Annotated in this window: 10 protein-coding genes; 4 read left to right on the top strand and 6 right to left on the bottom strand. The window is 52.1% G+C overall.

The genetic code is table 11. The features are described from left to right. Positions 1-8 precede the first annotated feature (8 nt). Positions 9-3,461, bottom strand: a complete 3,453-nt coding sequence (gene mfd, locus EBA_RS20060) for a transcription-repair coupling factor (protein ID WP_192376357.1) — start codon at positions 3,459-3,461, stop codon at positions 9-11. Between the two features lie 230 nt (positions 3,462-3,691). Continuing rightward, positions 3,692-4,441 (bottom strand): flagellar brake protein, encoded by a 750-nt coding sequence (locus tag EBA_RS20055; RefSeq protein ID WP_192376356.1) that lies wholly within the window; start codon positions 4,439-4,441, stop codon positions 3,692-3,694. 79 nt (positions 4,442-4,520) lie between these two features. Between EBA_RS20055 and EBA_RS20050 the strand changes: the two genes are divergently transcribed. From EBA_RS20050 to rimO, 4 genes are read left to right on the top strand one after another with little or no spacing between them, the layout of a single operon-like run. Beyond that, positions 4,521-4,841, top strand: a complete 321-nt coding sequence (locus tag EBA_RS20050; protein ID WP_192376355.1) for a DMT family transporter — start codon at positions 4,521-4,523, stop codon at positions 4,839-4,841. Next, positions 4,841-5,134 carry a DsrH/TusB family sulfur relay protein gene (locus EBA_RS20045; protein WP_192376354.1) on the top strand — a complete coding sequence of 98 codons (294 nt, stop codon included), beginning with the start codon at positions 4,841-4,843 and terminating at the stop codon, positions 5,132-5,134. Before EBA_RS20050 ends, EBA_RS20045 begins: the two co-directional genes overlap by 1 nt. Further along, on the top strand, positions 5,125-5,457 hold the full coding sequence (locus EBA_RS20040; protein WP_223146716.1) for a TusE/DsrC/DsvC family sulfur relay protein: 333 nt from the start codon (positions 5,125-5,127) through the stop codon (positions 5,455-5,457). The genes EBA_RS20045 and EBA_RS20040 overlap by 10 nt, the downstream gene beginning before the upstream one ends. 21 nt (positions 5,458-5,478) lie before the next feature. Then, on the top strand, positions 5,479-6,789 hold the full coding sequence (gene rimO / locus EBA_RS20035; protein ID WP_192376353.1) for a 30S ribosomal protein S12 methylthiotransferase RimO: 1,311 nt from the start codon (positions 5,479-5,481) through the stop codon (positions 6,787-6,789). 38 nt (positions 6,790-6,827) lie between these two features. Here rimO and EBA_RS20030 read toward each other — a convergent pair whose 3' ends face one another. From EBA_RS20030 to secF, 4 genes are all read right to left on the bottom strand, one after another. Then, positions 6,828-7,037, bottom strand: coding sequence for a cold-shock protein (locus tag EBA_RS20030; RefSeq protein WP_020483452.1), 210 nt, complete (start codon positions 7,035-7,037; stop codon positions 6,828-6,830). 446 nt (positions 7,038-7,483) lie between these two features. Further along, entirely contained in the window at positions 7,484-8,920 is a 1,437-nt protein-coding gene (gene nhaD, locus EBA_RS20025; RefSeq protein ID WP_229427856.1) for a sodium:proton antiporter NhaD, read from the bottom strand. Positions 8,921-9,163: 243 nt separating this feature from the next. Beyond that, positions 9,164-12,814, bottom strand: a complete 3,651-nt coding sequence (locus EBA_RS20020; RefSeq protein WP_192376352.1) for a pyridine nucleotide-disulfide oxidoreductase — start codon at positions 12,812-12,814, stop codon at positions 9,164-9,166. A 48-nt stretch (positions 12,815-12,862) separates the two neighbouring features. After that, entirely contained in the window at positions 12,863-13,789 is a 927-nt protein-coding gene (secF, locus tag EBA_RS20015; protein ID WP_192376351.1) for a protein translocase subunit SecF, read from the bottom strand. Between the last annotated feature and the right edge of the window lie 87 nt (positions 13,790-13,876).

The raw sequence follows: 13,876 nt of genomic DNA, 5'->3' as shown, positions 1-13,876 counted from the left end.
CGCTATCGCTAATCGGAGCTACCTTTCGTTCCTAGCCTTGCCAACAACTTCTCCAAAAACGCCACCTTATCTTCCATGTCCTTAAAGGTCTGCGTGAAGCGTAATTTATCCGCGCCGTCGAATTTATACACCTGCGACTGGCTTTGAATCATCAAAATCAACTCGCCTGTGTCGATTTGCGGTGTGGCGGCAAACACGATGCGGCCGCCGGTGGCGTGGGCTTCGATTTTGCGGATGCCCAAATGTGCCGCGTGTTGTTTCAGTTCGGTGATCGCGAACAAGGCTTTGACTTGATCCGGCAATAAGCCGAAGCGGTCGATCATTTCGATTTTTAATTTGCGCAAATCGTCTTCGGTTTCGGCGCTGGCGATGCGTTTGTATAACACTAGGCGGGCATGGATGTCCGGCAGATAGTCTTCCGGGATCAGTGCGGCGATTTGTAAATCCACTTCCGGGCCGGTATCCAGCGGCGCGTCCAGCTCCGGTTGTTTGCCGGATTTCAGCGCTTTGACCGCGCGTTCCAGCAGCTCGGTGTACAAGGTAAAGCCGATTTCCTGAATCTGCCCGCTTTGTTCATCGCCCAGCAATTCGCCGGCGCCGCGGATTTCCATGTCATGCGAGGACAGCATGAAACCGGCGCCCAATTCGCCGGAGGTCTCGAAGGCTTCCAGACGTTTGATCGCGTCCTTGGTCATCACGGATTTGGGCGGCACGATGCAGTAAGCGTAGGCGCGGTGATGCGAACGGCCCACCCGGCCGCGTAACTGGTGCAACTGCGCCAGACCGAGTTTGTCGGCGCGGTTGATGACGATGGTGTTGGCGCTGGGGATGTCGATGCCGCTTTCGATGATGGTGGAGGCAATCAACAGATTAAAACGCTGATGGTAAAAATCCAGCATGATTTGCTCCAACTCGCGCTCGGCCATCTGGCCGTGGGCGATCTGGATGCGCGCTTCCGGCACCAGTTCACTCAGCTCGCGCATCATTTTCTCCATGCTTTTCACGTCGTTGTGCAGGAAAAACACTTGGCCGCCGCGCTTGATTTCCCGTTGGCAGGCTTCCTGGACTTGCGAGTCTATCCATTCGGTGACGAAAGTCTTGATGGCGTGACGGTTGGGCGGCGGGGTGGCGATGATGGAAATGTCGCGCAGGCCGGCCATGGCCATGTTCAAAGTGCGTGGAATTGGTGTAGCGGTCAGCGTCAACAAATCCAACTCGTGGCGCAGCTTTTTGAAATGTTCTTTTTGGGTCACGCCAAAGCGGTGTTCTTCGTCGATGATTACCAAGCCCAAGGCTTTGTATTTCATCTCTTTGGACAGCAATTTGTGGGTGCCGATGACGATATCGACTTTGCCGTCGGCTAAATCGTCGGCGATGGCTTTTTGTTGCTTGGGGGTGACGAAGCGCGAGGTGACTTCGATGCGTACCGGCCAGTCGGCGAAGCGGTCGCGGAAGTTTTGATAATGTTGCTGGGCGAGCAGGGTGGTTGGCACCAGCACCGCGACCTGTTTGCCGCTTTGTACTGCCACGAAGGCGGCGCGCATCGCCACTTCGGTTTTGCCGAAACCCACGTCGCCGCAGACCACGCGGTCCATCGGTTGGCTGGCGGCCATGTCTTGCAAAATGGCTTCGATGGCGCTGAGCTGATCCGGGGTTTCTTCGAACGGGAAGGCGGCGGCGAAAGCGTTGTAGTCGCTATTGTCGATGTTAAAGGCAAAGCCTTCGCGGGCGGCGCGTTTGGCGTGAATGTCCAGCAACTCGGCGGCCACATCGCGGGCGCGCTCCATGGCTTTTTTCTTAGCCTTGCTCCATTGGTCGGTACCCAGTCGATGTAGCGGGGCGTTTTCGGCGCTAACCCCGCTGTAACGGCCGATCATGTGCAAGGAGGCCACCGGCACATAGATTTTGTCTTGGTTGGCGTATTCCAGCATCAAAAACTCGGCGTCGATACCGCCGACGTTGAGTATCTGCAAACCCAAGTAACGGCCGACGCCGTGTTCCTGATGCACCACCGGCGAACCTATCGTCAGTTCGTCGAGGTTGTTGAAGATGTTTTCCAGCGCCCGGGCCGCTGATTTGGCGCGGCGCCGGCGTTGTTGGACTTTTTCGCCGCTGAGTTGGCTTTCGGTGATGACTGCCAGTTTTGCATCTTCGAGCCACAGACCATGATCCATCGGCGCAACGACGATGCACGGCGAATGGTGGGATTGTAGAAATTCCGGCCAGCTTTGCACCTGTTTGGCGGCCAGTTTGACGCTTTTTAATTTGTCGATCAGGCCTTCGCGGTGGCCTGCTGTCTCGGCAACAAATAGGATTTTGCCGTCAAAACCTTCGATGAACTGGCGCAGGCGTTGTGCGGGTTCTTTTAAACGGCTGTCTATCGCTATGTCCGGTACCTGTTTGCAATCGAAGGTGTGGGCGGTTTCTGCTTGGTTATCCAGCACTACGCGACTAAAGCTATCGGTGTGTTGCTGGATTTCCTCGGCCGACAAGAACAAACGCGTCGGCGGCAATAATGGTCGATCAGTGTCGTATTTGCGTTGCTGATAGCGTTCGTCGGCTTCGCTGTAAAAGCGCTGGGCGTTTTCGGCGAAATTGGCTGGCAGTACAAACAGCGCAGTCTTGGGCAAATAGGCGAATAGCGATTCGGTGCGCTCGACGAACAGCGGCAGGTAATATTCGATGCCGGCCGGGGCGATTTGCTTGGAAACATCCAGATAGAGATTGTTTTTGGGCGAGGCGTCCGGGAATTGCTCGCGGAAGGCCTGGCGGAAGCGTTTGATGGCTTCGTCGGTAAACGGAAACTCACGGGCCGGGAATAGCTCGACTTTTTGCATTTTGTCTTGCGACATTTGCGTGTCGGGATCGAAGCTACGGATCGATTCCACATCATCGTCGAACAACTCAATGCGGTAGGGCTGTTTGGAGCCCATCGGGAACAAGTCCAGAATCGAGCCGCGTACTGCGAATTCGCCGTGTTGATAGACTTGCGACACGCATTGATAGCCTACGGCTTCCAGTTTTGCGCGAGAAACTTCCAAGCTCAAAGTGCCGCCGACTTCTATGGCAAAGCTGTGGGCCAGAATATGCTCGCGCGGTGCCAGACGGTGCATCAGCGTCGCCACCGACAGGATCAGCGCGCCGCGCTTCGTGTCGGGTAGCAAGGCCAGTGTGCGCAAGCGTTCCGAGATGATCTCCGGCAACGGGGAAAATACATCGTAGGGTAGGGTTTCCCAATCCGGAAAATGCAGAATAGGCAGGCTGTTGTCCAAGAAGAACGCCAGTTCGTGCTCCAAACGCAAGGCGGTTTGGGTGTCCGGAGTGACGATGACCAGTAGGCGTTTTTCTTGGGTAATTGCTTGGGCCAGCGCAAGCGAGTCGCCGCAACCACTCAGGCCGCTCCAGAATACCGTGGTGGGGTGCTGCGGCAATGCTGCAGCGGGAATAAGCGGTAAAGACATGGCGATGGAATTGGGTTTCAGAAGGGCTGCATTATAACCGCGATATTTGGGCTTGGAATAAGCTTACGCGGCCTATTTGGGATGTGCTAAGGCCTTTGCTGTCCGGCGAATCCGCTTGTCGCGTATATCCGGACAAGGAAATGAGATCAATAAGAGTTAGTGGCTTTGCTAAGTTGCTGTGCTATTAGAAATACCTCATTGCGAGTCTTATACTGAATATTCTACAGGTCTTAAATGCTCAAGTTTTTCTGCTGTAATTCGATTTCCTGCATATAGCGTTGGATGCTGTTCTCGAATACTTGCGGGATGTGCGTAAATTTGCAGCCTACGCGATGTTGATAGGTTGTAGCGTTGGCTCGGACATTGGTCACGCTTTTCACTACTAAGCCAACAGTTGCTCTGCTGCCGTCGTTCAAAAACAGGGCGCATTCGTCTATCACGGTATCGGGTACCAAGAAGTCGGCAATCTTAGTGTCGGGGTTTAGGAGCGAAAATCCGGAAAGACTAATGTCGGACAGGTTAAAAGCTTTGGTTTGCGATTCGGTTTCACCTGCTTCATTTTCGATGGCAAGGTTGATTTCGCAGGTGCTGTTTTTATGCGATAGCGGCACTTTAACGCGATAATACTGGCGGCGTTGCATCCAAAAAATGGCATCCGGGATAGGCATCGCAAACACCGGGTGGCCGTCGCTTTGCGATTTTTTGATGTCTTTGCCTCGGAACGAAACTTTAATCCCTTCGTATTCGGTGCGGAACAGCACTTTTGCGGAGCCGAGCAGTTGCTTATTCAGCAATTCCGTAGGCGCAACGTCCAGCGTGATCAGGTTGGCTTTTTGATCGAGATCGATAATGGTGGTCAAAAACGATTGATTATGTTCGCCAAAGTGTGCGGAGATAATGCACTTCTTTTTTATTAGATCGCTCAAGTGGCCAAAAACCAGTTTGGCGCTTCTAACGAGGTAGTCGGATTCTTTTTGCATTTAATTGCTAAATTTTGCGGATAGATAAGAGCACTACTGTAAAATACCGCAGATTATAGTGCATATGGAAGGAGTTTTGATGGGTTGGTTGCTATTGTTCGCCGCAGGTTGCTCGGAAATCGTGTTCGCTGTAAGTCTCAAATACAATGACGGGTTTACCAAGTTATGGCCAAGCGTAGTGACCGGCGTATCGGGTGCGGGCAGTTTTTACCTATTAATGTTGGCGATCAGGACGCTGCCCTTAGGTACGGCTTACGCAGTCTGGACGGGCATGGGGGCTGTTGGTGTCGCTATACTCGGGATTTTTTTGTTTAAGGAGTCGGCGGATTGGTTCCGGTTGGCGTCGATTCTGTTAATCATCGTCGGCATCGTCGGTTTGAAGCTGACGCATGTGGAATAATGCTGCATTTGCTGTCGCAAATGCCGTTGCAAACAGCGGTTGTTGAGCGCATTGGCAATGGTGATGATGTCGTCTTGATGGACGGCGCAGTGTGTGCCACGCTGACCGGGCATAGTGGCAATGCCTTGTTGCGGCAATTGCTGAGTCAGTCGTGTCGGGTTTATGCCTTGCAAGAGATGTTATTGGTTCACGGCGTCGAGCAGCAAGGCTTGTTGGTGGGTGTGGAGCTGATCGATTACGCGGGCTTGGTCGAGTTGACCGTGAAGAATCCGGTGATTCATTCGTGGTGTTGATGGTCGACGGCCTTGTCTTGCCAACCAGCGACGACGGCTTTCTGCGTGATGCCGGGCAATGGAATCGAGAGGTGGCCGACGAGTTGGCCCGGCTGGAAGCGATTGAGATTAGCGATGCGCATTGGGAAATCCTGCTGTACATTCGCGATTACTATCAAAAATTCCAGCACTTGCCTAATGCCCGGATGTTTGTGGCGGCTATCCGCAAACAATTCGGCGAAGACAAGGGCAATAGTCGCTATCTGCAAAAATTGTTTCCGCAAGGGCCGCTGAAATACGCCTGTAAAATCGCCGGCTTGCCCAAGCCACCCACCTGTTTATAAAAATGTTTTCAAGAGAGTTTCATGAGTAACCCCCGTGTTGGATTTATTAGTTTGGGCTGTCCCAAAGCCTTGGTCGATAGCGAACAGATTTTGACCCGCTTGCGTAGCGAAGGCTACCAAGTCTCGCCAAACTATAAAGATTCGGATTTGGTGATCGTCAATACCTGCGGCTTTATCGATGCGGCGGTTGAGGAATCGCTGGACAGCATAGGCGAGGCTTTGGCGGAAAACGGTAAGGTCATCGTTACCGGTTGTTTGGGGGCGCGCCAAGATGAGATATTGGCTCGTCATCCCCAGGTTTTAAAAATCACCGGCGCCCATGCCACAGACGAGGTGGTGTCAGCGGTACACGAGCATCTGCCGCCGGCGCATAATCCGTTTACCGACTTAATGCCGCCGCAAGGCATCAAACTGACGCCCAAGCACTACGCCTATCTAAAAATCTCGGAAGGTTGCAATCATCGCTGCACGTTTTGCATCATTCCGTCGATGCGCGGCGATTTGGTAAGCCGGCCTATCGATGACGTGATGTTGGAAGCCGAGCGTTTGGCAGATGCCGGCGTTAAGGAGTTGTTGATCGTTTCGCAAGATACCAGCGCTTACGGTTTGGATCTGAAATACGAAAGCCGGCGATGGCGCGGTCGGGAAATGCAAACCCGGTTTTACGACTTAGCCGCAGCCTTGGGTGAGTTGGGGATTTGGGCGCGGATGCATTATGTCTATCCCTATCCGCATGTCGATGAGGTGGTGCCGTTGATGGCCGAAGGCAAAATCCTGCCGTATCTGGATATTCCGTTTCAGCACGCTAATAGCCGGATTTTAAAATTGATGAAACGTCCGGCCGCTGCGGAAAACAATTTGGAACGCATCCGTGCCTGGCGGAAAATTTGCCCGGATTTGACGATCCGCAGTACTTTTATCGTCGGCTTTCCCGGCGAAACCGAGCACGACTTTGCAGAGTTACTGGATTTTCTAAGCGAAGCGCAAATGGACAGAGTCGGCTGTTTTGCCTATTCGCCGGTGAAGGGAGCGGTAGCTAACGATTTGCCCGGTGCGGTAGCGGAAGAGCTTAAGCAGGAGCGCTTGGCGCGTTTCATGGAGCATCAAGCGGCTATCAGCGCCGAGCGCTTAGAGCGTCGGGTTGGCCGAATCGAAACGGTGTTGGTCGATGAGGTGGTCGAGGAGGGTGCGGTGGCGCGCAGCAAGAGCGACGCACCTGAAATTGACGGCCAGGTGTTTATCGACGGCGCAAGCCATTTACAAGTCGGCGATTTCGTCAATGTGGAAATTGAAGAAGCCGACGAGTACGACTTGTGGGGTAAACTGATCTAACGAAAAAGCCGCTGGTTAGGCGGCTTTTTCAGTTCAATTTACAGCGGTGTTACGTTTTCCGCTTGTGGGCCTTTTTGGCCATTGGTCACTTCCATCGTGACTTTTTGGCCTTCTTTCAAGGTTTTGCGGCCGTTGCCGTTGATGGCACTGAAATGTACGAATACATCTTTGCCGCCTTCTTGCTCAATGAAGCCGAAGCCTTTTTCATCATTGAACCATTTTACTTTGCCTTCTACTTGAACTGACATAAATCTCTCTTGCTAATAAAGTGCTATTCGCTGGTTTGGAACTAGGGTTGGTGAATAAAGCAGGTAGTGGAAAACAATGTTTGTTGATCCAATTGCAGACTTGAAAAGCGACAACGATACCGAGCTAAATCAACTACATTATACATCGCAATCGGCGGGTATCCACAAAAACTAGCTAGATTTTGCGTGTTAAATGATTGTGACAATCGTTTTTCGGTTGTCTTTGTAGGGTGGTCGGTTCGAGGCTAACGCAGGTTGCGGGTGGCTAAGATATTGAAATGAAGTGGTTTTTTACGAGGTTTTTTTGTGTTGCTGTAATGCTCAAACCCGTTTTCTGCCGATTGGATACAGCAAATGAATCGCCGCAAAATAAACAAAAAATTACTGGATTTTGCAATTGACCTATTGGGCAGGCCCTAAAAAAACCGCCCAATAAGCTTGTCGCTTTAAAAATAATTGCCGTTAATCAGGAAATGGGTGGCAATGCTGCCGAAAAAGCCGATCAAAATGATCGGCATCCATTTCAAGTGCGCGCTAAAGGTGTAAAGGCCTTTCATCTGTCCCATCAAACCGACTCCGGCCGCCGAGCCGATAGCCAGCAAACTTCCGCCGACGCCGGCGGTCAAGGTGACCAGCAGCCATTGTCCTTGGGATATTTCCGGATGCATGGTCAGTACCGCAAACATGATAGTACCGTTATCGATGAATGCCGACAGGATGCCGACCACTATATTGGCGATGGTTGGGTCCATTCCGACGTACAACACATCAGAGGCCATGGTCAAATAACCGATGAAACTCAAACCGCCGACGCTGATCATGACGCCGTAAAAAAACAGCAAGGTGTCCCATTCCAGCGTGGCAACGCTTTTGAATACGTCGAATTTCTGATTTGGTCTCGCGTCGGGAACCGCAACATTAAATAATTTATAAACGTGGGCAAAGTCGCTAATTTTGCCATTGTCTTTGTCGGCGGTTTTTTGTAGATAAAAGCCCAGGAATTTCAGATAGGTCAGACCCGCCAGCATGCCGGCCGCAGGCGGTAATTTCAGCATGTTTTCAAAACAGACCGCAGTAATAATGGTCAGCAAAAACAGCACAATCATAGTCAACGCGCCACGTTTCATTTTTGGCGCTTTACCCACTGCCGCTGGATGTTGCTTGGGTATCCAGAAATGCATAATTATTGCGGGCAGTGTGAAATTGACCACGGCAGGAATGAATAGAGAATAAAAATCCTTAAAAGGTACTATCCCGCTTTGCCAAACCAGCAGTGTGGTGATGTCGCCGAATGGGCTGAACGATCCGCCGGCATTGGTCGCTACCACCACGTTGATGCAGGCTAATGTAACAAACTGCCGATTGTCTTTGCCCATTGCAGCGATCACCGCTCCCATTAGCAGGGCTGTGGTCAAGTTGTTGCAAACCGAGGACATAAAGAACGACATGACGCCGGTAATCCAGAACAATTTTCGGTAGCTAAACCCCTTGCTGAGCAACCAAACCCGCAGATTATCAAAGACGCCGCGGTCTTCCATTGCGTTGAGATAGGCCATCGAAACCATGATAAACAAAAACAGTTCCGCATAGCCCTCCAGGCAGCCGCGGAACGCATGGCGGGCGATTTCACTCATGCCGTTATTAACGTAAATACCGGCGATAAAAGCCCAGATTAAGCTCGCCGCTAAAACCATGGGTTTGGATTTATTTAATTCGGTGACTTCTTCGGTCATTGCCAGCAGGTACGCAACTGCAAAAATAGCGATAGCTGAATAACCGACCCAATGTTTGGTGAGATTGAGGGCTTGTGAGGCTTGTTCTGCGTCTGCCCAGGCTATAACTGGAAAAAGTCCGAGCAATAATAGAAAGATGCGCGAAAACACGGGTGAACTCCTTTCAATAACTGGGTGCAGGACTTTCACGGCAGGGAGTGTGTTCCTCGACCGTGACTGCTTTTTGCCGTGCCCGTTTAGTTACGGGCTTGGCGATCACGATATTACAAGTTTGTAGCTGTATAGCCAGTGTAGCCTAGCATTGCTAAAACGAGGGGAAGTCCCGTAGGCACGCCCCTCGATTATCAGCCTTGCGCTAGTCTACCGGGGATAGGCTTAATGTCTGCCTATATATTATCGTTCGGCTTCCAGCAAATAAGTCAGCCAGAGCGAGGACAGCTTTTCCTGAACCGTGTTTTGCCGTAGGCGGGCAGCTAAGTTTGGGAAATCGACATAGTCCAGGGCCTGATCCTGGTTGTAACAGGAATACATAAAGCTCTCTTCGCCGCTTTCCGGGTCCACATGTTTGCATAAACATTGGGCGCAGACGCCTTTCATCATGCATTGCATCGGTGAGTTGATCGAGCCAACCGCTTCGTGGCCTTCCTTCAAGTATGGTTTCAGTGCGGCAAAACGCGCTGCTTTGACCGCGGCCATCATCCGGTCGGAACCGATTACGATCAGATGTTCTACATCTTGCAGGCGCAAGCCGGTTTCGCCCAATTTTCCGGTGGCATAGGACACCATGGCTTCAACAATATTGCCGACGAAGGTTTTATCCTGTGGCCGAGTGACGGGTATAGCCTCGTTACCGGGTCTATCATCGACCGCCCAAACGATCACGTCGGACGCTTCTTCGATTTCCGGGACCTTGAACAAGTCTTCGCTGTTACGGTAGCCAGCGAAATACAGTACTTTGTTACCGGCATTGCGCATGGCTTTACCGATTGAGAACAATACCGCGTTACCCAAGCCGCCGCCCAGCAGCAAAACCGTTTTGCCGGTTGGAATTTCGGTTGGCGCACCGGTAACCCCCATTAATACCAGGGGGTCGCCCACTTTCCAGGTCGCGCACAAGCGGCTGGAGCTGCCCATTTCCAAGGCAATCAAAGATACTAGACCTTTTTCCTTGTCTACCCAGGCGCCGGTCAAGGCCAAGCCTTCGGCAGCCAGCGTGGTGCCTTCGACTACTGGGGCCAGTGATTCATAGTTTTGCACCCGGTAAAACTGGCCGGGTTCGAAATGTTTCGCAGCCGCGGGCGCTTTAATCACCACTTCGATGATGGTCGGCGTCAGGCGATTCACTTCAACGACATGCGCCCGGAAGGTTGCATCCAGTCTGTCTTGTAAGTCGGTCAACTGCGCATCGCGTTGTGCTTGTTGTGTAGCGTCCTGCGAAGCAATTTGGTCGGCAAACAGCTTGACGATGTAGGGATAGCCGTCTTTTGCGCTGGCCATCGCTTTCACCACGTTGCCGGCGTAAACCGGATGGTTGTCACCATAGAATGTAATGTAACGGCCGTTGCTGTGGTAAGAGGTAAACGGCGCTGGTTTACCGACTTTGACTTGTGTCTCGTCGGTGGTCGCTACCAATTCCGTTTGGCCTTGTAACCATTCCGGCTCGTGGCGTTTGTAGAATTTGCGATCCATGACAAAGGTGCCGGGGTGCTCGGATTGGTAAATGGTGTTAGGCGCGGTGCCGGCGGCGATGAACAGGCCGCGCAGCTTCACTTCCACTTCATCGGTTTTACGCCATTTGCCGTCTTCTTCGGTCAGTTTCTCAAAGCGTACTGCCTGCAAATGGCCATATTGATCTTCGATGGCTTCCAAGGGGCTCATGCCTTCGGCCAGATAAATACCCTCCGATAGCGCTTCGTGGATTTCTTCGTGGTTTTGGCGATAAGCCGGCGAATCCTTGATACCTTTCCGATAGAACAGCGTCACGCCGCCCCATTGTTTCAGGAAGGGCAGAAAGTTAGGGGTTTCGCCTGCAGCTGCGGCACGTTCGCGCTCTTGCTCGATTACTCGGCCATGTGCCAGGAACTCTTCCAAAATTTCCAGTTCTTCGCCATCGTAACGGCCGCGCACTGTCGCTTCACCGTATTTAGCCACAAGCTTTTCGTAGCGATGCAAAATTTTGCTTACTTGTCCAGGGTAGTAGGCGAGCAGCTCGGTGGTGGTGTCGATGGCGGTTAAGCCGCCGCCGATGACGCCGGCCGGTAGTCGTACTTGCAGATTGGCCAGTGAGGATTTTTTCGCCGCACCGGTCAATTGCAGGCCCATCAAAAAGTCGGATGCCTTGCGGATACCGCGAATCAGGTTATTTTTCAGATCGATCACGGTCGGCTTGCCGGCGCCGCTGGCAATGGCAATATGATCGAAACCCATTTCCCAAGCTTCATCGATAGTGATGGTGCCGCCGAAACGCACGCCGCCATAACATTTGAAAGCGTTGCGACGCAGCAGGGTCAGGTAAATGACTTTCAAAAAGTTTTTATCCCAACGCACGGTGATACCGTATTCGGCCACGCCGCCGAAGCCCAGCAACACTCGCTTATCCAGGTCTTCGTAAAGACTTTGGAAGTCCATGATAGGCATTGGCACGTTGTCGCGGTCGCCGGTCAAATGCAAGGGTAAGGGTTCGATTTTCAGAGCGTCGATACCAACCACGCCAAAACCTTCATTTAGCAAATAGTGCGACAGGGTGTAACCGGCTGGGCCCATGCCGGCGACCAGCACGTTCTTGCCGTTATAAGGCAAGGCGCTAGAGCGCTTGACGTTGAGCGGATTCCAGCGGGTCAACAAGCTGTAAATCTCGAAACCCCACGGCATGAACAGCACGTCGGTCAGCACATTGGTTTCGATTTGCGGGATGTTGACGGCTTCGGTTTTTTGATAAATACAACCACGCATGCAGTCGTTGCAAATCCGATGGCCGGTGCCGGGGCACATCGGATTGTCGATGATGATCATCGCCAACGCGCCGATATTGTCGCCCTGACGCTTGACCACATGCATCTCGGAAATTTTTTCTTCCAAGGGGCAGCCGGTCATCAATGAACCCAAATGATTGGCCTTGAAGCTACCGTCTTTCTTATTCTTAATGCCTTTCGAGCAGGAATCGTTGTCGCGGTCGTGGCAGTAGATGCAATGGTCGATTTCATACAGCGCCTGACGTTGTTTGAAACGTTTGTCGGTCAACGCAAAACCGTCGCGGCGGCGATGATGGTGATCGTCGCAAGCCCACACGCCATAGCCGTTTTTCGCAACAGTGTCGTGTTCGACCAGGTTTTCCAGATTGGTTTTTTCAGGGATTTTGAAGCTTAGCCATTTGGCTACCAAGGTCTGCAATTCAGGATCTTGTTTGGCGGCAAAACTCCAGCGGCAGACGATGTCCAGTAGGCCGGCTACCAGTGCTGCGGGGCTGTCGTAGCCGCTCAGTTGATCTTTCAGGTGAGCAACATCGGCATCGCTAAGTTCGGTTTGTTGTGATAAACGCCATAAATCGGCGCCAAGTTGGCTGACAGCTAACTCCTGGTCAGCCTGAAATAAATCCTGTCTGTCGGTGGCAGTCAGCAAGCCGTCTAGCTGGGTACGCAGCGCGGCAATATCCCAGCCTTCGATAGTCTGGCCTTTGAACAACTTGCTCAAATTACCGACGATTTCGGTGCGATAGACAAATACTGCGTCGAATTCGCCGTGAATATTGTCGATTTGTTGGTCGCGCACATCGCTGACATTGAATAAACGCGCAACAAAGGTGCCGACCAGCGGCGCCATTTTCACCAATAACTCGGAAATATCTTCCGGCTTCATCCCCTCGCCGCCGCAGGCGCGGTAAGCGGTAATGTCCGCAAACAAAGCCGCGTCATGCTGTTGCACGGACTGATCGAACACAGTCAGCAAGTCGGCCAGGCGTTTGGCATCGTAGAGGTCTTTATAAGCAAAGCCGGGGATGCCGAGGGTGAGTTGGGTAAGGTCGCGATTATTAAGCTTTTGTGTCATCAAGTTATTCCGTGAGCGTTCGCTTGAAGTTGTAAATAAAGTTCTGAATTAAGGACGGTCGTCGACGACGCTATCTTTGGCTGGCGGCATCAAATCTTCGCGGCTCAAGCCAAAAGTCAGAGCCAGCGAGCTGGCGATATAAATGGACGAGTAAGTACCTTTGATGACGCCGATAAGCATCGCGATCGCGAAGCCGTGGATGGTTTTGCCGCCCAGGAATGCCAGGGCCAACAGAGTCAGAAATACGGTCAGGGAGGTCAGGATGGTCCGGCTTAAGGTGTCGTTCAAAGCGGTGTTGACGATTTCATTGATAGCGCCTTTTCTGCTGCTGCGCACGGTTTCTCTGATCCGGTCGTAGACCACGATGGTGTCGTTGATCGAATAACCGACCAGCGCCAAGATCGCCGACAATACGGTCATATCGAACTCCCAGCCGAATACCGAGAAAAAGCCCATGGTAATGATGGTGTCGTGAAACAGCGCGGCAATCGCACCGACCGACAGTTTCCATTCAAACCTGATGCTGACATAAATCATGATGCCGATAAAGGCAAAGAATAGAGCCAAGCCGCCGTCGTTGACCAAGTCTTCACCCACTTGCGGGCCGACAAATTCGACGCGGCGGAGTTCGCCGGGTTGGCTTTGACTGCTGTTGGCGATGCTGAGGACTTTTTCGCTCAGCTCTTTTTGCGTGATGTTTTCCACCGGTTTCAGGCGGATCAACACATCGGCGGCGCTGCCGAAATGTTGCAGATTGGCGTCGGCAAGGCCTTGTTGCTCAAGGGTTGCGCGCATTTTGTCCAGGTCTGCCGCTTGGTTGTAATGCAGTTCGTAGACACTGCCGCCGGTGAAATCGATACCCAGGTCCAGGCCTTTTACGAAAAAGGACACCAGAGAAATTAAAAATAAGGTGCCGGAAAAGAAAAACGCCAGCTTTCTTTTGCTGAGAAAATCAATGTGTCTAGCGGAAGTCATGCCAATGTTCCTGATAAATGGTAAGTGTTGCTATCCGATCACGCTGAATCTACAGTGTCAAATAGAGGGCTTGCGGACGATAAGGCG

It is taken from the genome of Methylomonas albis (assembly GCF_014850955.1).
GTDB classification, from domain to species: Bacteria; Pseudomonadota; Gammaproteobacteria; order Methylococcales; family Methylomonadaceae; genus Methylomonas; species Methylomonas albis.
This window is presented reverse-complemented; position numbering and strand designations above follow the sequence as displayed.